Genomic DNA, 20169 nt, shown 5'->3' on the forward strand with positions numbered 1-20169 from the left:
GGCTGCCCCGTCCGCTTCACCGCCATCGATCCCTCCAGCCTTTGCCTTAGGGAATCACAACTGGCGAATTACGCAACAGCCCCACAAGGGGAGAGGGCGCAGCTCACTCAACTCACGCGAAACGTCACGCCGCCGAGCAAGAACTCATTCCCCGCCACCGCATGCCCCTTCGCTCGCGCGGCATGCAGTACGCGTGCAACGTCGGTCACCCTGAACTCCAGCGCGCTCATGATCTCGCTGGCGCCCTTCACGAAGCGGAAGGTGGCGTTGGGTAGCTTCAGCGCGGCGCCATCGGCCGCAATTCCGATGATCTTGCCCCAATGCGCCGCCAGCCCTTGCGGGTCCGGACTCTGCATCTCCACGGCCGTCAGTGCCTGCGTCACGTCCTTGCGGATGAAGTTCTGCCAGTCCGGCCCGGCCGGCGGATACGCGCCCAGAATATCGTCGCTGCCTTCGGTGTGGTTGAACTCGATGAAGGCGGCGCGGCAATCGCGGGGATGGAGCTGCACGCCGTGATAGGGCGCGTGGTCGATGACGTTGGCGGTGCGCACGCCCATCGCGTTCGCATGGCGTCCGCGCTCGTCGGGATCGTTGCAGCAGAAGATCGCCATATAGCCGCCGCGACCGCCGGTCTTCTCGATGAAGCGGCCGGCCGTGGTGCCGTCCTTGAAGGGGGCGACCACCTCCAGCAAGATCGTGTCGACCGGGAGCAGCGCGTTCTCCAGGCCGTACTTCGCCACATTGCCGTCGCGGTAGCAGACGGAAAGGCCCATGATCTCCGCGATGTCGGAGACGACGGGCGCGAGCTGCGGCGCGACGAGGCAGATCTGCCGTAGCCGCATATAGGGCGCCATGGTCATGCGCCCTTGAAGGTGGGCTTGCGCTTCTCGACGAAGGCCTTGGCGGCCTCCTTGTGGTCCTCGGTGTCGCCGCAGCGGGTGTGATGGATCGCCTCGCCGTCGAAGCAATCCTCCAGCGCCAGATGCTCGGCATTGTTGATGTTGCGCTTGATGAAGCCGAGCGCGATCGACGGCCCTTGTGCCAGCGACAGCGCGAGCTCGTGCGCGGCGGCGTCGATCTCGGCGTCGGGCACGACCTTGGTCACCATGCCGATCGCGTGCGCCTCCCGCGCGGTCAGCACCGGCGACATCAGATAGAGCTCGCGCGCCCGCGCGCTGCCGAGCAGCTGGGTGAGGAAATAGGTGCCGCCGTAATCGCCGGAGAAGCCGACCTTGGCGAAGGCGGTCGTGATCTTGCAGGATTCCGCTGCGATGCGCAGGTCGCAGGACAGCGCCATCGACAGGCCGGCGCCGGCCGCGGCGCCGTCGAGCTGCGCCACCACGGGCTTGGGCATCTGGTGCAGGATGCGCGAGACCTCCATGCCGCGACGCAGGTTCGCAAGCTTCTGCTCGAACGGCAGCGGCGCGCGGCCGGCCGCCATCGACTTGACGTCGCCGCCGACGCAGAACGATCCGCCGGCGCCCTTGAACAGCACGGCGCGGACCTCGGGATCGTCGGCCGCGCGGCGCGCCGCCTCGACCAGCCCGACCACCATCTCCGGATTGAGCGCATTCTTCCGCTCCGGGCGATTCATGGTGATGGTGAGCAACCCGCCTTCGAGCTTCTGCAGGACCATGTCGTTCATGGGGCGTCTCCTCAGTCGTTGTCTACCTTCGTCGTTCCGGGGCGATGCAAAGCATCGAACCCGGAACCTCGAGATCCCGGGTTCGCTTCGCGCCCCGGGATGACGGCGTGACTTACGTCACGCCGTCACTTCTTCACCAGCGGACAGCGCGACTGCTCCAGCGGCTGGAACGCCTCGTTGCCGGGCACGGTGGCGAGCAGCTTGTAATCGTCCCAGCGGCCCTTCGACTCCGACGGCTTCTTCACCTCGAACAGGTACATGTCGTGGATCATGCGGCCGTCCTCGCGGATCTTGCCGTTCTTGGCGAAGAAGTCGTTGATCGGCGTCTCCTTCATCACCTTCATCACGGCGGCCGCGTCGGTCGTGCCGGCCGCCTTCACCGCCTTCAGGTAATGCGTGACGGAGGAGTAGACGCCGGCCTGCGCCGAGGTCGGCGGCCGCTTCACGCGCTCCTGGAAGCGCTTGGAGAAGGCGCGGGTCTCGTCGTTCATGTCCCAGTAGAACGCTTCCGCCAGCAGCAGCCCCTGCGCGGTATCGAGGCCGATCGAATCGATGTCGGTGACGAAGACGAGCAGCGGCGAGACCTTCTGGCCGCCCTTCATGATCCCGAACTCGGCCGCCTGCTTGATGGCGTTGACGGTGTCGCCGCCGGCGTTGGCGAGCCCGATCACCTTGGCCTTGGAGGCCTGCGCCTGCAGCAGGAAGGACGAGAAATCCGAGGTGTTGAGCGGATGGCGCACGCTGCCCAGCACCTTGCCGCCGGTCTTGGTCACGACGGCACTGGTGTCTTTCTCCAGATCCTGCCCGAAGGCGTAATCGGCCGTGAGGAAGTACCAGCTGTCGAGGCCCGTCTTCACCGCCGCAAGGCCGGTCACATTGGCCTGGCCGTAGGTGTCGAACACGTAGTGGATGGTATAGGGACCGCAGGCCTCGTTGGTGAGACGGATCGAGCCCGGGCCGTTGAACATGATGATCTTGTTGCGGGCCTTTGCGATCTCGCCGGCCGCAAGCGCGGTCGCGGAGGCCGCGACGTCGTAGATCATCTCGACGCCCTGATTGTCGAGCATGTCGCGGGCGATGTTGCCGGAGAGATCGGCCTTGTTCTGATGGTCGGCCGCGAGCACCTGGATCTTGCGCCCCAACACTTCGCCGCCGAAGTCCTCCACCGCCATCTTGGCCGCGGTCTCGCTGCCGGCGCCGGTGATGTCGGCATAGAGGCTCGACATGTCCAAGATGCCGCCGATCTTGAGAGGCGGCTTGTCCTGGGCCTGCACGGCGCTCGCATTGAGGGCAAATGCAGCGGCAAAAATGCCCGACAAAATAGTCTTCATGGAAAACGATCTCCCTTATCGCGCCGTGCTCTGATGGCGGCTTGGTTATTGCTCTTGGCTGGTTCTGACTATCGCTATTGCCGCAATCATGCCGCATGCGCAACAGCGCAGCAAGCGCGAGCGGCGATGCGCACGAATTGCCGCGCATGTTTTCCGCAAAGCGGAATGGTGAGATGCGGAAGAGCGCCTCCGCCGTCATTGCGAGGAGCTCTTGCGACGAAGCAATCCAGAATCCCTCCGCGGAAAGACTCTGGATTGCTTCGCTGCGCTCGCAATGACGGAGGGCGTAGAAGCCCCTTCGCGACCCACCTCGCTTGAGTTATGGTCGGCGCGCAACGCAACCTCTCCGGGTCACGTGACGCAACTGCTTCATCTCAGCGTCGTCTTTCTTCTCATCACGGGTCACACCGCGTTTGCTGCGCCGTGCCAGTTCGACTCGCAGGGCGAGGGCCGCGTCGCCGCCATCGTCGATGCGCGCAGCTTCCGTCTCGACGACGGCCGCGAAATCCGGCTCATGGGGATCGAGCCCATGGCAACGACGAAGCAGGCGCTGGTGTCGCTGCTCGCCGGCCGCGACGTCAGGCTCCGCGGCAGCGACGACACTCCGGACCGCTATGGCCGCCAGGGCGCGCTGGTCTTCATCGGCGAAAGCGACAATCCGGTGCAGGCCATACTGCTGGCCCAGGGCGAGGCCATGGTCTCCGCCGAGATCGCGGACAGCGACTGCGCGGCCGCCCTGATGGCGTCGGAAGCAGCGGCGCGGCGCCAAAAAATGGGCAGTTGGACTGACCCGTCGGCCATAAAAAACGCGGAAAGTCCGGACGATATTTTGGCAGGGATCGGGCGCTTTGTGGTGGTCGAGGGCAAAGTCCTGTCTGTCCGGCAAGCTGGGGCAACGACCTACCTCAACTTCGGACGAAGCTGGACACGAGGCTTTGCGGCGACTATCTCCAAGCGCACGCTGCCGGCGTTTGAAAGCGCTGGAATTTCCCTTAAGTCCTTGGAGAACAAGCGTATTCGGGTTCGGGGCTGGGTCGAGGGGAATACGGGGCCGCGCATCGACATACGCCTCGTAGGACAGGTCGAGTTGCTGGGCGCAAACGAGCCGACAGGGGTAAGGCCTTAAGGTAGGCCGGACACGGATTAAGCGACGTGAATGGGGTGCTAGAACGGCACGGACGAGGTGATGGCCGCCGCCTGCGGGCTGCGTCGGCTGCGCTTGGCCTCGTCCTGAGCACAGCGCTGGCGGGTTGCGGCGATATGGGCCGGTTCCAGGCTGCCGCGACCCCTCCGGCCGTCGCGATGCCCAAGCCCAAGCCGGCCGTCGCGCAGACCCCCGCCACCGAGAAGGAGCACGAGCGCATCCTGGCGAGCTATGGCGGGACCTATGACGATCCCAGGCTCGAAGCACTCGTCAGCAAGACCGTCGACCGGCTGGTGGCGGCGTCCGACCGTCCCGACCAGGGCTACAAGGTCACCATCCTCAATTCCGGCGCGGTAAACGCCTTCGCGCTGCCGAACGGCCAGCTCTACGTCACGCGCGGGCTGCTGGCGCTGGCGAGCGACACCTCGGAGCTGTCCTCCGTGCTCAGCCATGAGATGGCGCATGTGCTGTCCAAGCACGCCGCGATGCGCGAGGACCAGGCGCGCCAGGCTGCGATCGTCACCCGCGTCGTCACCGACATGAGCAACGATCCCGATCTCACCGCGCTGGCGCTGGCCAAGACCAAGCTCACCATGGCGAGCTTCTCGCGCAAGCAGGAGCTCGAGGCGGACGGCATCGGCGTCGGCATTTCCGCCAAGGCGCATTTCGATCCCTACGGTGCGGCGCGCTTCCTCTCGGCGATGGAGCGCAATGCCGAGCTGAAGGCCGGCAAGTCTTCGGTCGATCCGCGCGCGCAGGATTTCACCTCGTCGCACCCGGCAACACCGGAGCGCGTGCAGAACGCGCAGAACATCGCGCGGCAATACACTGCGCCCGAAGGCGCCGAGCGCGATCGCGAGAGCTATCTCGCCGCGATCGACAACCTCGTCTACGGCGAGGACCCCAGCGAAGGTTTCGTCCGCGGCCGCCGCTTCCTGCATCCGAAGCTCGGCTTCACCTTCCAGGCGCCGGAGAATTTCACGCTCGACAATACCGCTCAGGCCGTGATCGGCGTGCGCGAGGGTGGCGCACAGGCGATGCGGTTCGACGTGGTGCGCGTGCCGGCGGAGCAATCGCTCGGCGACTACCTCAATTCCGGCTGGATGGAGGGCGTCGAGAAGTCCTCCACCGAAGACCTCACCATCAACGGCTTCCCGGCTGCGTCCGCCACCGCCAAGGGCGACCAGTGGCAGTTCAAGGTCTACGCGCTGCGCTTCGGCAGCGACGTCTATCGCTTCATCTTCGCGGCACGGCAGAAATCGACCGAGAGCGAGCGCAACGCGCGCGAGACCGTCCAGTCGTTCCGCCGCCTGACGCTCGACGAGATCCAGGCCGCCCGCCCGCTCCGCATCAAGGTCATCACGGTGCAGCCCGGCGACACCGTGGAATCGCTGTCCCACCGCATGTCCGGCGTCGATCATCCCGCCGAGCGCTTCCGCGTGCTCAACGGCCTCGATCGCACCGCGCAGGTGAAGGTGCGCGACCGCGTGAAGATCGTGGCGGATTGAGTCAACGGCCGGTGCCGTCGGGTGGGCAAAGCGAAGCGTGCCCACGCACCTCTCTCAATCAGAGACAGATGGTGGGCACGGGCTTAGGCGCCTTTGCCCACCCGACGAGACCTTGCGATGCGGCTACTGCGTAAGCCTCAACGCCCCGTGTCCATGTCGCCCTTCTCGCGCTGGCCGCTGAGCCAGAGCGCGAGCAGGGTCCAGAACGCGCCGGAGAGCAGATACGCACCCGATGCGATGACGCCGAGATTGGTGGCGAGCAGCAACGCGACCAGCGGCGCGAAGCCGGCGCCGAACAGCCAGGCCATGTCCGAGGTCAGCGCCGAGGCGGTGTAGCGATAGGCCTGCTTGAAGTTCGAGGCGATCGCACCGGAGGACTGGCCGAAGGACAGGCCGAGCAGGATGAAGCCGATCACCATGTAGATCGTCTCGCCGAACGCGCCGGCGTCGAGCAATTGCGGGGCAAAGCCGCTATAGATCGCGATCGCGATCGCCGATCCCATCAAGAGCGACTTGCGCCCGACGCGGTCGGCGATGATGCCCGAGGCCACGATCGCGCCGACGCCGAACACGGCGGCGACGATCTCGATGATCAGGAAGCGCACCGGGCTCTCGTGGGTGAACAGGAACACCCATGACAGCGGAAACACCGTGACCATGTGAAACAGCGCGAAACTCGCGAGCGGCGCGAACGCACCGAGCATGATGGTCTGGCCTTCGCGCGCGACCGTCTCGGAGATGCGCGCCGGCTGCAATTCGCGGGTCTCGAACAGCGTGGCATATTCCTCCGTCGTCACCATGCGCAGGCGCGCGAACAGCGCCACCACGTTGATGGCAAAGGCAACGAAGAACGGATAGCGCCAGCCCCAGTCGAAGAAATCGTCGGCCGACAGATTGCCGGCGAAATAGGCGAACAGCGCGCTCGCCACGATCAGTCCGAGCGGAGCGCCGAGCTGCGGCACCATCGCGTACCAGCCGCGCTTGGAGGGCGGTGCGTTCAGCGCCAGCAGCGAGGCCATGCCGTCCCAGGCGCCGCCCCAGGCGAGGCCCTGCGCGATGCGCGCCAGTGCCAGCAGCCAGATCGCGGCGACGCCGATCTCGTGATAGCCGGGCAGGAACGCCAGCGCGACGGTCGCGGTGCCGAGCAGGAACAGCGCGGAGATCAGCTTGGCGGTCTTTCCGTAGGCACGGTCGACCGTCATGAAAATGACGGTGCCGATCGGACGCGCCATGAAGGCCAGCGCGAAGATCATGAAGGAATAGAGGGTGCCGGTCAGCTCGCTCGCGAACGGGAATACCAGGCGCGGGAATACGATCACCGAGGCGATCGCGAAGACGAAGAAGTCGAAGAATTCCGAGGTGCGGCCGATGATGACGCCGATGGCGATCTCGCCGGGGCTGGCCTGGTCATGGCCATGCTCGCCCGTGTGGAGGTCTGCCATTGCGGGGGTCTGTGCCGTCGCCATGCGTGCGCCCTTAACGTCCTGAAAACCAAAGCCGACCGCCCGGCGGGCGCCGGGCAATCTGGCCCTGTCTGACCCAACCTCCCGCACTGCAACATTGGACAAATTGTCCAATGTCCGGATTGTTGCGCCGCAGCTACCCGTTGCTCCCGCAAAAGAAACTCATTCTCAAAGGCTCGGCCCGTGTCTCGTCTCAAGTTCCTGGCGCTACTACCTCTGGCTGCTGCGCTCACCGGCTGCGACTACGTCGTGTTGGCGCCGGCCGGCGATATCGCAGCCCAACAGCGCGACCTCGTCGTCATCTCCACCGTCCTGATGCTCCTGATCGTCCTGCCGGTGATGGCGCTGACCGTGCTGTTCGCCTGGCGCTATCGCCAGTCCAACACCGCGGCCCGCTACGAGCCGGACTGGGATCACTCGACCGCCCTCGAGCTCGTGATCTGGTCGGCACCGCTCTTGATCATCGTTTGCCTGGGGGCGCTGACCTGGATGGGCACGCATCTGCTCGACCCCTATCGCACGCTCGGCCGCATTCATGCCGACCGCGCCGTGGACCAGTCCAAGGCTCCGCTCGAGGTCGACGTCGTCGCGCTCGACTGGAAATGGCTGTTCATCTACCCGGACTACGGCATCGCCACCGTCAACGAGCTCGCAGCTCCCGTCGATCGCCCGATCACCTTCCGCATCACGGCGTCCTCGGTGATGAACTCGTTCTACATTCCCGCGCTCGCCGGCCAGATCTACGCGATGCCGGGCATGGAGACGAAGCTCCACGCCGTGGTGAACCATTCCGGCACGTATAAGGGCTTCTCGGCGAACTACAGCGGCGCCGGCTTCTCCGGCATGCACTTCAACTTCCGCGGCCTCGACGACAAGGGTTTTGACGCCTGGATCGCGCAGGCGAAGTCCGCCGGCGGCGCGCTCGGCCGCGCCGAATATCTCCAGCTCGAGAAGCCCAGCCAGAACGAGCCGGTGCGGCGCTGGGGCACCGTCGATCCAGATCTCTACCGCCTGATCCTCAACATGTGCGTCGAGACCGGCAAGATGTGCCAGAGCGAGATGATGGCGATCGACGCCAAGGGCGGCAACGGCCATCAGGGCCTCAACAACACCCTGCCGCTGGCCTACGACAAGTACGCCCGCCGCGGCACCGCGCTTGGGCCCGAGCCGAGCTTCGTCGCCGGCACCTGCACGCCGGATGCGCCGCAGGGCAGGACCACCGCGTCCATCACGGCTCCCGTCGACACCGCGCCGCTGCTCGGCGCCGGCCTGAAGCGGCCCTCGTTCACGCCGATGAAGTCCTCGTCCTTCTTCCTCGGACAGCGTCCCAAGTCCGACTCCTGAAGTCAGATTCCTAAAGAGAATTCGCATGTCTCCTGATCTTCCCAAGCTCATCTTCGGCCGGCTCGGCCTCGAATCGCTGCCGCTGCACGAGCCGATCGTCGTCGGCACCTTCGTCGTGGTCGCGCTCGGCGGCGCCGCGCTGCTCGGCGCCCTCACCTATTTCCGCCTCTGGGGCTATCTCTGGCGCGAATGGTTCACCACTGTGGACCACAAGCGTATCGGCATCATGTACATGATCCTCGGCATCGTGATGCTGCTGCGCGGCTTTGCCGACGCGCTGATGATGCGCGGCCAGCAGATGCTCGCCTTCGGCGGCTCCGAGGGCTATCTCAACGCCCATCACTACGACCAGATCTTCACCGCTCACGGCGTCATCATGATCTTCTTCGTGGCGATGCCGCTGGTCACGGGCCTGATGAACTACGTCGTGCCGCTGCAGATCGGCGCGCGCGACGTGTCGTTCCCGTTCCTGAACAATTTCAGCTTCTGGATGACGGTCGGCGGCGCGGTGCTGGTGATGGCCTCGCTGTTCATCGGCGAGTTCGCCCGCACCGGCTGGCTGGCTTATCCCCCGCTGTCGAACATCGGCTACAGTCCCGATGTCGGCGTCGATTATTACATATGGGCGCTGCAGGTCGCCGGCGTCGGCACGACGCTGTCCGGCATCAACCTGATCTGCACCATCGTCAAGCTGCGCTGCCCCGGCATGACCATGATGAAAATGCCGGTGTTCACCTGGACCTCGCTCTGCACCAACGTCCTGATCGTCGCCTCCTTCCCGGTCCTGACCGTCGTGCTCGCGCTGCTGTCGCTCGACCGCTACGTCGGCACCAACTTCTTCACCAACGACTTCGGCGGCAGCCCGATGATGTACGTGAACCTGATCTGGATCTGGGGCCACCCCGAGGTCTACATCCTGGTTCTCCCCGCGTTCGGCATCTTCTCCGAGGTGACCTCGACCTTCTCCGGCAAGCGGCTGTTCGGCTACACCTCGATGGTCTACGCCACGGTCGTCATCACCATCCTGTCGTACCTGGTGTGGTTGCACCACTTCTTCACGATGGGTTCGGGCGCCAGCGTCAACTCGTTCTTCGGCATCACCACGATGATCATCTCGATCCCGACCGGCGCGAAGATGTTCAACTGGCTGTTCACGATGTATCGCGGCCGCATCCGCTACGAGCTGCCGATGATGTGGACCATCGCCTTCATGCTGACCTTCGTGATCGGCGGCATGACCGGCGTGCTGCTGGCGGTGCCGCCGGCCGACTTCGTGCTGCACAACAGCCTGTTCCTTATCGCGCACTTCCACAACGTGATCATCGGCGGCGTGGTGTTCGGCGCGTTCGCCGGCATCTCCTACTGGTTCCCGAAGGCGTTCGGCTTCAGGCTCGATCCGTTCTGGGGCAAGCTGTCGTTCTGGTTTTGGGTCACCGGCTTCTACCTCGCCTTCATGCCGCTCTACGTGCTCGGCCTGATGGGCGTGACCCGCCGACTGCGCGTGTTCGACGATCCCAGCTTGCAGATCTGGTTCGTCATCGCCGCGATCGGCGCCGGCCTCGTCCTGCTCGGCATCATGTGCATGCTGATGCAGTTCGCGGTCAGCTTCCTCAGGCGCGAGCAGCTCAAGGACGTCACCGGCGACCCCTGGGATGCCCGCACGCTGGAATGGGCAACCTCCTCGCCGCCGCCGGACTACAACTTCGCCTTCACCCCCGTCGTCCACGACAACGACGCCTGGTGGGACATGAAGCGCCGCGGCTACCAGCGCCCCCTCACCGGCTTCAGGCCGATCCACATGCCCAGCAGCACCGGCACCGGTATCATCCTCGCCGGCCTTGCCACCGCGATGGGCTTTGCTCTGGTCTGGTACATGTGGTGGTTGGCGGCGCTGAGCTTCATCGCGATGCTCGCCGTCGGGATCGGCCACACCTTCAACTATCACCGCGACTTCGACATTCCGGCTGAAGACGTCATCCGGACCGAGGACGCGCGCACCAAACTGCTCGCCGGAGCCAAGTAAATGACTGTCGCCGTTCATCCCTCGCAGACCGGCGAGCCGGTCTTCTACCTCGCCGACGAGCATCCGCATCCGGAGGGCTGGAGCACCTCGCTCGGCTTCTGGATCTACCTGATGAGCGATTGTCTCATCTTCGCGATCCTGTTCGCGACCTTCGGCGTGCTCGGCGGCAATTACGCCGCCGGACCCGCGCCGAAGGACCTGTTCGACCTGAACCTGGTCGCGGTGAACACCTCGATGCTGCTGCTGTCGTCGATCACCTACGGCTTTGCGATGCTGACGATGCAGCAGAACAAGGTCGCCCAGACGCAAATCTGGCTGGCGATCACCGGCCTGTTCGGGGCCGCGTTCATCGGCATCGAGCTCTTCGAGTTCGCCCACATGATCCACGAGGGTGCAACGCCCCAGCGCAGCGCCTTCCTGTCCGCCTTCTTCACCCTGGTCGGCACCCACGGCCTGCACGTCTCCTGCGGCCTGATCTGGCTGGTGACCTTGATGGTGCAGGTCGGCAAGTTCGGCCTGATCGAGGCCAACCGCCGCCGCCTGATGTGCCTGTCGATGTTCTGGCACTTCCTCGACGTGGTCTGGATCGGCGTCTTCACCTTCGTCTATCTCCTGGGAGTTCTGCGATGAGCACCAACAATCATGCCGCCCACGCCGACGATCATCACCACGAAGGCGGCCACGCTCACGGCACGTTCTCGGGCTACATGCTCGGCTTCGTGCTCTCGGTCGTGCTGACTGCGATCCCGTTCTGGCTGGTGATGAGCGGCGCGCTGCCGAGCAAGCAGATCACCGCGCTGGTCATCATGGCTTTCGCGGTCGTGCAGATCGTCGTGCACATGATCTACTTCCTGCACATGAATACGGCGTCCGAGAACGGCTGGACCATGATGGCGCTGATCTTCACCGTCGTGATGGTGGTGATCGCGCTGTCGGGTTCGCTGTGGGTGATGAGCCACCTCAACAGCAACATGATGCCGATGCACCAGATGAGCGGAATGAAGTGAGCGAGGTCGGGACCGTGACGGACAGGGAAGGTGCGCCGCGCGGCAAGGCTGCGCCCGGCCCTTCCCTGTGGCTCACGGTCCTCTCGCTTGTTGCCTTCGTCGTTCTGATCGCGCTCGGAATCTGGCAGATCGAGCGCCGCGCCTGGAAGCTGGCGTTGATCGACCGCGTCGAGCAGCGCGTCCATGCTCCGGCCCAGCCGCTCCCCGCGCCCGCGTCATGGCCTGCGGTTTCCGCCGCCACCGGCGAATACAGGCACGTCCGCCTCAACGGCCGCTTCCTGCATGACCGTGAGACGCTGGTTCAGGCCGTCACCGAGGAAGGCCCGGGCTATTGGGTGCTGACGCCGCTTCTGCGCGAGGACGGCACGCAGGTCCTGATCAATCGCGGCTTCGTGCCGTCGCAGCGGCGTGAGGCATCGACCCGCCGGGACGGCAATCCGGACGGCCAGGTCGAGATCACCGGCCTGCTCCGCATCACCGAGCCCAAAGGCGGGTTCCTCCGAGACAACGTGCCCCAGCACAACCGCTGGTATTCGCGGGATGTCGCCGCGATCGCGGCGGCCCGCGGCCTGCACGACGTCGCACCTTTCTTCGTCGATGCCGACGCCCGATCACAATCCGCTGGCGGTCCCGTCGGCGGATTGACCGTGGTGCGCTTTCCCAATAACCACCTGATCTACGCGCTGACGTGGTTTGCCTTGGCTTTCATGTTGGCCGGCAGGCTTGCCGTCACATTCGGCGGCGGGCTGTTCCGCCGCAGCAGAGCCCTGAATGGCTTCGTCCACCAACCCGCCGGCGGCCCGGATGCCGCCGCGCGCAGGACGGGATCAGATGCTGGAACGATCGTCGAACAGGCCTGACGACGGGAAGACGCTTCCCCACACACTTGCTCATGACGGCCTGGCCGTCACGCTGCAATCGCAGGCGGACGCGCGCAGCGAGCTGATCGGCCCCACTCCGGCCAGCGACGAAACCAATCGCAAGAACATGGCGCTGCTGATCCAGCTGCGCTGGACCGCGGTGGTCGGCCAGATCGTGACCATCGGCGCCGTGCATTTCGGCCTCGGCATCCCCCTGCCATTGGAGCGGATGGGCGCGGTGATCGGCGCGCTGGTGCTGCTCAACGTCTCCAGCCTGATCTGGGTGCGCCATCGCGCCGCGATCACCAACAACGAGCTGCTGGTCGCCTTGATGCTGGACGTGGCCGCGCTGACCGCGCAGCTCTATCTCAGTGGCGGCGCCACCAACCCCTTCACCTCGCTGTTCCTGCTCCAGGTGACGCTCGGCGCGGTGCTGCTCGATGCCCGATCGACCTGGTCGCTGGTCGCGCTGACCTGCGCGAGCTTTGTCTGGCTGACCCTGGCCTACCGGCCGCTGGATTTGCCGCCCAATCCACTGAGCGAGACCTACACCCTCACGGTCCTCGGCATGCTGGTCGGCTTCGTGCTCAACGCCGTGCTGCTGGTCGTGTTCGTCACCCGCATCAATCGAAACCTGCGCGAGCGCGACGCGCATCTGGCGGCGCTGCGCCAGCATGCCGCCGAGCAGGACCACATCGTGCGCATGGGCCTGCTCGCCTCGGGCGCGGCCCATGAGCTCGGCACCCCGCTCGCCTCGCTCTCGGTCATCCTCAGCGATTGGCGCCGGATGCCGGCTCTTGCCGCCGACCAGGAGCTCGCCGAAGACCTCGCGGAGATGGAGACATCGCTGCAGCGCTGCAAGTCGATCGTGACAGGCATTCTGGTCTCGGCCGGCGAAGCGCGCGGCGAAGGCTCGTCGCCGACCACAGTGACGGCGTTCGTGACCGCCCTGGTCGACGAATGGCGCAACGCGCGCTCGGCCCGGACGCTCTACTTCGTCAATACGTTCGGCGCGGACGTTGCCATCGTCTCCGACATCGCCTTGAAACAGGTGATCTTCAACGTGCTCGACAACGCCTATGAGGTCTCCCGCGACTGGGTCGAGCTCGTGGCCGAGCGCGAGGGCGACAACCTCGTGCTGTCGATCTCTGACCGCGGCCCCGGCTTTGCGCCGGAAATGCTGGCGCAGCTCGGCAAGCCCTACCACTCCAGCAAGGGCCGCGCCGGCGGCGGGCTCGGCCTGTTCCTGGTGGTGAACGTGGTGCGCAAGCTGGGCGGCACCGTCATCGCGGAGAATCACAGGAAGCGCGGCGCCACGGTACGCCTGACGCTGCCGCTGGCAACGCTGGCGATCGGAGGGAATTTTGACGCCTGACCGTTCACTCATCGTCGTCGAGGACGACGCCGGCTTCGCGCGCACGCTGAAGCGCTCGTTCGAGCGCCGCGGCTACGACGTCGTGCTGGCCGCCTCGATCGAGGAGGTGCGCCAGGTGCTGGAGCAGCGCTCCTTCGGCCATGCCGTGGTCGACCTCAAGCTTGGCGGCGCCTCGGGCCTCGCCTGCGTCGAGCTGCTGCACGCACACGACCCCGACACGCTGATCGTGGTGCTCACCGGCTTTGCCAGCATCTCGACTGCCGTGGAGGCCATCAAGTTGGGCGCCTGCCACTATCTCGCAAAGCCCTCGAACACGGACGACATCGAAGCTGCCTTCACCAAGGCCGCGGGAAACACCGAGGTCGCACTCGACGCACGGCCGACCTCGATCAAGACGCTGGAATGGGAGCGTATCCACCAGACCCTGATCGAGACCGATTTCAACATCTCGGAAGCGGCCCGGCGGCTCGGCATGCACCGGCGCACGCTGGCAAGGAAGCTCGAGAAGCGGCCGGTGAAGTAGGCCCTCATCATCTCAGCGCTGTCATTCCGGGGCGTGCGAAGCACGAACCCGGAATCCATGGGGCAACAGAGACGGTGGTTGAATGGATTCTCAGGTGCGCGATTGCGCACCGTAGCTCGCGCTTTCGCAAGGCCCGGAATGACGGCGCTCAGCGGAGGCGCGAAGCGCATCTGCAGCCGTAACCCACCCTCCGAACTCAACAAAAAAGCCCGGCCAAACGGCCGGGCTTTTGATCTCTAGCGATCGACGCGAGACGCTTACGCGGCCTCGTCGGCGACGGTGGTGTCGTCGCCATCGCTATCGTCGGTCTCGCCTTCGGCGTCGGCTTCGCCTTCGGCGGCTTCCGCCTTGGCGTTGCGGCGCGGGCTCTTGGCGAGCTGGGCCTCGATCTCCTTGACCGCTTCGGTCTCGGTCGAGTGCTGCACCACCGCGATCTCGCGGGACAGGCGATCGAGCGCCGCTTCATAGAGCTGGCGTTCGCTGTAGGACTGCTCCGGCTGCGACTCCGAGCGATAGAGGTCGCGCACGACCTCCGCGATCGCGACGATGTCGCCCGAATTGATCTTCGCTTCGTATTCCTGGGCGCGGCGCGACCACATGGTACGCTTGACCCGGGCACGGCCCTTGAGCGTCTCGAGCGCCTTCTTCACCAGCGTCGGCTCGGACAGCTTGCGCATGCCGACATTGGCGACCTTGGCGGTCGGCACGCGCAGCGTCATCTTGTCCTTGATGAAGTTGATGACGAACAGCTCGAGCTTCGCGCCGGCGATCTCCTGCTCCTCGATGGCCAGGATCTGGCCGACGCCGTGAGCCGGATAGACGACGAATTCGTTGGCCTTGAAGCCCTGGCGCTGGGTCACGACCTTCTTTTCCTCGACCTTCGGCGCAGCAGCGGGCTTCGCGGCCGGCTTGGCAGCGACGGGAGCCTTGGCAGGAGCAGCGGCAACGGGAGCCTTCGGCGCGGCGGGCTTGGCAGCGGGAGCCTTGGCGGCAACGGGCTTGGCGGCAGCAGGCTTTGCAGTCACAGACTTGGCAGCAGGCTTGGCAGCGGTCGCTTTCGCGGCCGGTTTGGCAGTCTTGTTAGGCATTGCGCTTCTTTTGTTCTTCGAGGACTTTGCAGCCGGCGCCTTCGTCGCGGTCCGACCCTTGGATGCGCTACGGCTGGCCGCGGCGACTTTTTTGGCCTCCTTATGGGAAGCCCTCGCTGAAGTACTCTTTTTACGCGTTTTCTGTGACACAGCCTGCGCGCGGAAACTGCCACGCCCCTGTTCGACATTGGTTTCACGGGAACCCAGAGGGGCCAAGGGGGCTGACGGGGTTCGGCTTAATGTGCCCAATATAGCACATTTCCCGCAAAAATCAATGATTTAGGGGTCTTCAGGGCTGGTTTTCGGCGGCAACGCCGCTATTAGGGTTAAGTTTGGGCCCGATTTAGTCGCCGGAGCCGGGGTTCGGAGAAAAATATTTCTCGAACTTGCCTTCCATGCCGTCGAATTCCTTGGCGTCGGCAGGTGATTCTTTCTTCTGGGTGATGTTCGGCCAGCTCTTGGCATAGTCGGCGTTGACCTGGAGCCACTTTTCCAGACCCGGTTCCGTATCCGGCTTGATGGCGTCGGCGGGGCATTCCGGCTCGCACACGCCGCAATCGATGCACTCGTCGGGATGGATGACGAGCATGTTGTCACCCTCGTAGAAGCAGTCGACCGGGCAGACCTCGACGCAGTCGGTGTACTTGCACTTGATGCAGTTTTCAGTGACGACGTAAGTCATCCAACGCTCCGAAAAGCTCTTTTAGAAGTCGCGGCTTGCCTAGCGCGGATGGCCCGGCGCCGCAAGGTCGGGAAGGCTCGATCATGACGGCTTTGCGTGTTTGATCGACCAAGAAATGAATGCGATGCGCAATTAATTGCGCATCCCGAGCTCCTCGTAGAGCACGCGGGCCGCGGCAGCATCGCCGCGGCGTTCGCTAAAGCTTGTCACTTTCAACACGCGCACCGTGCGGTCGAGCGCGATGGTGAGCACGTCGCCGACCTTGACCGCATGCCCCGGCGAGGTCTCGCGAGTGCCGTTGATGCGGACATGGCCGGTAACGACGAGCTCGGCCGCGGAGGTGCGCGCCTTCACCACCCGCGCGTGCCACAGCCATTTGTCGAGGCGCTGCCGCTCGGTCGTGGGATCACTCCTTGCGGCCGGACAGCTGCTCTTTCAGCGCGGCGAGCTTGGCGAACGGCGAATTCGGATCGGCGGGCCGGTCGCGCTCGCGCGGATTCGCGCTCGAGGCGTAGGGGCGCAGCGACGGACCACCCTGGCGATCGCGGCCCTTGTCGCGATCGCGGCCACGATTGTCGCGGCCCTTGTCGCGATCGCCGCCGAACTTGCCCTTGTCGCGATCACGGCCCTTGTTGTCGCGATCCTTGCCCTCGAAGCGGCGCTGCTTGTCGTCGCGCCCCTCGGGACGCGGCGCGCCTTCGCCGCCACCTTCGCGCGGCTTGCGGAAGTCTCTGCCGCCGTCCCTGCGATGGCCGCCGTGACGATGGCGTTCGTTGCGCTTCTCGCCGTCGGCGGCTTCGCCGGGCGCAGCGCCCGCAGCGCCGGCCTCGCCACCCGCCTGCGCACGCTGGTTGTTGTGATGACGCTGGTGGCGGTGGCGCTCGTGGCGCGGCTTGCGGTCCTCGTGACGGCCGCCGGGACGCCAGACCTCGACCAGCTCGGGCTCGGCGGGCGTAGCCGACGCCTCAGGCGCGGCAGCGTCGGGCGATGCAGCGGCTTCCGTTGCGGCGGCCTCTGTTGCGGGGGCTTGGGCGGCAGCAGCCTCGAGGCCGGCGGCCTCCGGGGACGCTGTGGGCTCGTCCGCCGGCGGCGCGATGCCGGGGGCGTCTTCCGGCGTGACGGGCGCCGCGGCGGCGGCTTCCGGCGCGGGCGCGGCGTCGTGGGCCTGCTCGTCCTGCGGCCCGATGCCGGGAGCATCTTCGACGGTGACGGCTTCAGCGGCAGCTTCGGTGGATGCGGCCGGCGCCTCGGGCAGGCCGGCAACGGCCTCCGCTGCGGTCTCGGTCGAGGTCTCGGCGCTGCCTTCAACCGGCGGCGTCTCCGCCGCGACCGTTTCAGTCACGACCTGCTCGGCAACGACGGGCTTTGGCGGCAGCGGCGGACGCTTCTCCATGCGGTAGCCGAGCGCGCGCAGCACCGACGCAAAGTCCTCGCCGGCAGATCCGGTGAGCGAGGTCATCGCCTGCGTCACGACGAAGCTGCGGCCGTCGAAGGCGCCGGCGGGCTTCTCGCCGGAGGCGTTCTCGCGCCAGGCCAGCGCCGGGCGGATCAGATCGGCCAGACGCTCCAGAATGTCGACGCGCACGGCGCGCTCGCCGGCCTGCTTGTAGCCGAGCACGCGATAGGCATCGCGCGGCAGCGCCTTGTCGACCGGGAACGAGGTGCGCCCCGAGGAGGCCAGATGCTGCGCGCCCGACAGCGAGGACAGATCGACATTGTCCTGCTTCAGCGCCCACAGCAGCGCGGCGAGCGCGCGCGCGGCGGGCTTGAGCAGGCCGGGGAAATAGATGTGATAGGCGCCGAAACGGACGCCGTATTTGCGCAGCACCGCACGCGAGGACTGGTCGAGATCCTTCAGCTCGTTGGCGATCTTCGGACGCTCGAGCACGCCGAGGGCCTCGACGAGCTGAAAGGCGATGCCGCGGGCGATGCCGGTGACGTCCTCGGCCTTGGAGAGCTCGAACATCGGCCCGAGCAGCTTCTCGATATGGGTCTTGAGCCAGAGCTCGAGCCGCGCCTGCACCTTGTCACGGGGGGCGCCGGTCAGGCGCTCGTCGGAGATGATGCGGATGCGCGGATGCAGCGCGTCCTCTGCGGCAGACAGCCGCGCCACGGCATCGCCGGTCCAGCGGATGATGCCTTCCGAGGTCAGCACGAACTGGTCGTCCGGCGCGTTGCCGAGCCGTTCGGCGCGCATGTTGATCTCGCCGGCGAGCACCGCTTGCGCTGCAGCCTGCAAGGCTTTCGCATCGGAGCCGGCTTCCGCAGCGTCCGGTGCAAAGGTGAAGCCGTCGAGGCGGCCGATGACATGGCCTTCGACGATGACTTCGCCGGTCTTGCCGATTTCAGTATTCAAGCTCGTGTTCTCCCGCAGGCGGCGCATCAATACACTGGTCCGGCGATCAACGAAACGCTCAGTCAAGCGTTCATGGAGCGCATCCGATAATTTATTTTCGACTTCCCGCGTGATTCCCTGCCAGCGCTCGGGGTCTTTCAGCCAGTCCGGGCGGTTGGCGACGAAGGTCCAGGTGCGGATCTGCGCGATCCGGGCCGACAGCGTGTCGATATCGCCGTCGACGCGGTCGGCCTGGGTGACCTGGGCTTCATACCAGGCATCGGGGATGCAGCCCTTCCGCATCAGGAAGCCGTACAGCGTCGTCACCAGCTCGGCATGGGCGGCCGGCGACAGTTTCCGGTAGTCGGGGACCTGGCAGGCCTCCCACAGCCGTTCCACCGCGATCTTGCCATGCGCGATATCGCGCACCTCGACGTCGCGGGCGGCATGGTCGAGCACGCGCATGTCCTCGGCGACAGGCGCGCGCGTCAGCGCCTCGTGGCCGGGCGCGAGGTTGAGCGACACCTGCAGCGCGCCGAGCGAGGAGAAATCCAGCCTCGAATTGCGCCATTGCAGCATCTTCACGGCATCGAAGGTGTGGTTCTGCAGCGCGTTGACGAGCTCGGGCTCGAACGGCGCGCAGCGCCCCGTGGTGCCGAAGGTGCCGTTGCGGGTGGCGCGGCCGGCGCGGCCGGCGATCTGCGCGAATTCGGACGGCGTCAGGCGGCGGAACTGATAGCCGTCGAACTTGCGGTCGGAGGCAAACGCAACGTGGTCGACGTCGAGATTGAGGCCCATGCCGACGGCGTCGGTGGCGACGAGATAATCGACGTCGCCGTTCTGGAACATCTCGACCTGCGCGTTGCGCGTGCGTGGGCTGAGCGAGCCCAGCACCACGGCGGCGCCGCCATGCTGGCGGCGGATCAGCTCGGCGATGGCGTAGACTTCATCGGCCGAGAACGCGACGATGGCGGTGCGGCGCGGCTGCCGCGTGATCTTGCGGTCGCCGGCGAATTCCAGCTGCGACAGCCTGGGACGCGTGATCATGGAGACGCCGGGCAACAGCCGCTCGATGATCGGGCGCATGGTGGCGGCGCCCAAGAGCAGCGTCTCGTCGCGGCCGCGGCGGTTGAGGATGCGATCGGTGAAGACGTGGCCGCGCTCGAGATCGGATGCGATCTGCACCTCGTCGACGGCGAGGAAGGAGAGATCGAGGTCGCGCGGCATCGCCTCGACGGTCGAGACCCAATAGCGCGGATTCCTCGGCTTGATCTTCTCCTCGCCGGTGACGAGCGCGACCGCCTCGCTGCCGACCCTTGCGGCGATCTTGTTGTAGACCTCGCGCGCGAGCAGGCGCAGCGGCAGGCCGATCATGCCCGAGGGATGCGCGAGCATCCGCTCGATGGCGAGATGGGTCTTGCCGGTGTTGGTGGGACCGAGCACCGCGGTGACGCCAGCGCCGGGCACACGATCGGACGCTGCGCGCTCGGAAGTGAAGGGGGAGGAGGAAAAAGCCATGTCTGAGGGATTAGGTAGTGGCGATTTGGGCGAATGTCAGTGCTGGATTGGGGCGGGGAGGTGCATGGCACCAAATGCGTGTATCGCCGTCATCGCCCGGCTCGACCGGGCGATCCAGTACGCCGCGGCGGTTGTGACGAAGCCGAAAGGCCTCGGCGTACTGGATGCCCCGGTCAAGCCGGGGCATGACAGCGGAGGGTTGGGAAGCATTGCCGAAAATCCCCCGCAACTGTCTCACTTTGCGACGCTTTTCCTGTCCGTCTTAAGCTTCGGAACGACTCTAGAACGAATCGCGGCCGAATCGCTGACTCCAGATTGAGTCC

The 20169-nt window shown here is 65.7% G+C and carries 17 protein-coding genes and 1 pseudogene; 10 read left to right on the forward strand and 8 right to left on the reverse strand.

What is annotated here, in order from left to right; all coding sequences use genetic code 11:
• Positions 1-107: 107 nt before the first annotated feature.
• From K410_RS0133905 to K410_RS0133915, 3 genes are all read right to left on the reverse strand, one after another.
• Positions 108-854, reverse strand: a complete 747-nt coding sequence (locus K410_RS0133905) for a VOC family protein (protein ID WP_028138988.1) — start codon at positions 852-854, stop codon at positions 108-110.
• Between the two features lie 2 nt (positions 855-856).
• Positions 857-1645, reverse strand: coding sequence for an enoyl-CoA hydratase (locus tag K410_RS0133910; RefSeq protein WP_028138989.1), 789 nt, complete (start codon positions 1643-1645; stop codon positions 857-859).
• A 125-nt stretch (positions 1646-1770) separates the two neighbouring features.
• On the reverse strand, positions 1771-2976 hold the full coding sequence (locus tag K410_RS0133915) for an ABC transporter substrate-binding protein (RefSeq protein ID WP_028138990.1): 1206 nt from the start codon (positions 2974-2976) through the stop codon (positions 1771-1773).
• Between the two features lie 274 nt (positions 2977-3250).
• On the opposite strand from K410_RS0133915, the gene K410_RS0133925 reads away from it, so the two are divergent.
• Together K410_RS0133925 and K410_RS0133930 are read left to right on the forward strand one after the other, a co-directional pair.
• Positions 3251-4102 carry a thermonuclease family protein gene (locus tag K410_RS0133925; RefSeq protein WP_028138992.1) on the forward strand — a complete coding sequence of 284 codons (852 nt, stop codon included), beginning with the start codon at positions 3251-3253 and terminating at the stop codon, positions 4100-4102.
• A 71-nt stretch (positions 4103-4173) separates the two neighbouring features.
• Positions 4174-5628 (forward strand): M48 family metalloprotease, encoded by a 1455-nt coding sequence (locus tag K410_RS0133930; RefSeq protein WP_155253851.1) that lies wholly within the window; start codon positions 4174-4176, stop codon positions 5626-5628.
• A gap of 137 nt (positions 5629-5765) precedes the next feature.
• Here K410_RS0133930 and K410_RS0133935 read toward each other — a convergent pair whose 3' ends face one another.
• Complete coding sequence (locus K410_RS0133935; protein ID WP_028138994.1) at positions 5766-7094, reverse strand: MFS transporter; 1329 nt, start codon at positions 7092-7094, stop codon at positions 5766-5768.
• A gap of 180 nt (positions 7095-7274) precedes the next feature.
• On the opposite strand from K410_RS0133935, the gene cyoA reads away from it, so the two are divergent.
• The 7 genes from cyoA to K410_RS0133970 are packed head-to-tail and all read left to right on the forward strand — an operon-like array spanning position 7275 to position 14223.
• On the forward strand, positions 7275-8435 hold the full coding sequence (cyoA, locus tag K410_RS0133940) for a ubiquinol oxidase subunit II (RefSeq protein ID WP_028138995.1): 1161 nt from the start codon (positions 7275-7277) through the stop codon (positions 8433-8435).
• A 25-nt stretch (positions 8436-8460) separates the two neighbouring features.
• The gene (gene cyoB / locus K410_RS0133945; RefSeq protein WP_028138996.1) at positions 8461-10458 is read left to right on the forward strand and encodes a cytochrome o ubiquinol oxidase subunit I; all 1998 of its coding nucleotides are present in this window, start codon (positions 8461-8463) and stop codon (positions 10456-10458) included.
• Positions 10459-11088 (forward strand): cytochrome o ubiquinol oxidase subunit III, encoded by a 630-nt coding sequence (cyoC, locus tag K410_RS0133950; protein ID WP_028138997.1) that lies wholly within the window; start codon positions 10459-10461, stop codon positions 11086-11088. It abuts the gene before it with no gap.
• On the forward strand, positions 11085-11465 hold the full coding sequence (cyoD, locus tag K410_RS0133955) for a cytochrome o ubiquinol oxidase subunit IV (RefSeq protein WP_028138998.1): 381 nt from the start codon (positions 11085-11087) through the stop codon (positions 11463-11465). Before cyoC ends, cyoD begins: the two co-directional genes overlap by 4 nt.
• Entirely contained in the window at positions 11462-12325 is an 864-nt protein-coding gene (locus K410_RS0133960) for an SURF1 family protein (protein WP_028138999.1), read from the forward strand. The genes cyoD and K410_RS0133960 overlap by 4 nt, the downstream gene beginning before the upstream one ends.
• Positions 12297-13700, forward strand: coding sequence for an ATP-binding protein (locus K410_RS0133965; protein WP_028139000.1), 1404 nt, complete (start codon positions 12297-12299; stop codon positions 13698-13700). The genes K410_RS0133960 and K410_RS0133965 overlap by 29 nt, the downstream gene beginning before the upstream one ends.
• Positions 13690-14223: a response regulator transcription factor gene (locus K410_RS0133970; RefSeq protein WP_028139001.1), complete on the forward strand. Its 534-nt coding sequence runs from the start codon at positions 13690-13692 to the stop codon at positions 14221-14223. Before K410_RS0133965 ends, K410_RS0133970 begins: the two co-directional genes overlap by 11 nt.
• 257 nt (positions 14224-14480) lie before the next feature.
• Here K410_RS0133970 and K410_RS0133975 read toward each other — a convergent pair whose 3' ends face one another.
• The 4 genes and pseudogenes from K410_RS0133975 to K410_RS0133990 all read right to left on the reverse strand — a co-directional run bounded on the left by K410_RS0133975 (position 14481) and on the right by K410_RS0133990 (position 19846).
• On the reverse strand, positions 14481-15311 hold the full coding sequence (locus tag K410_RS0133975; RefSeq protein ID WP_080672300.1) for a CarD family transcriptional regulator: 831 nt from the start codon (positions 15309-15311) through the stop codon (positions 14481-14483).
• 343 nt (positions 15312-15654) lie between these two features.
• On the reverse strand, positions 15655-15993 hold the full coding sequence (gene fdxA / locus K410_RS0133980) for a ferredoxin FdxA (protein ID WP_018643465.1): 339 nt from the start codon (positions 15991-15993) through the stop codon (positions 15655-15657).
• Between the two features lie 132 nt (positions 15994-16125).
• Positions 16126-16389, reverse strand: a pseudogene (locus tag K410_RS0133985) (RNA-binding S4 domain-containing protein); the annotation flags it as partial.
• A 10-nt stretch (positions 16390-16399) separates the two neighbouring features.
• Entirely contained in the window at positions 16400-19846 is a 3447-nt protein-coding gene (locus K410_RS0133990) for a helicase-related protein (protein WP_028139004.1), read from the reverse strand.
• A gap of 64 nt (positions 19847-19910) precedes the next feature.
• On the opposite strand from K410_RS0133990, the gene K410_RS40090 reads away from it, so the two are divergent.
• Positions 19911-20165, forward strand: coding sequence for a hypothetical protein (locus tag K410_RS40090; RefSeq protein WP_155253813.1), 255 nt, complete (start codon positions 19911-19913; stop codon positions 20163-20165).
• Positions 20166-20169: the final 4 nt, after the last annotated feature.

The sequence above is a fragment of the Bradyrhizobium sp. 22 genome, from assembly GCF_000482425.1.
GTDB classification, from domain to species: domain Bacteria; phylum Pseudomonadota; class Alphaproteobacteria; order Rhizobiales; family Xanthobacteraceae; genus Bradyrhizobium; species Bradyrhizobium japonicum_B.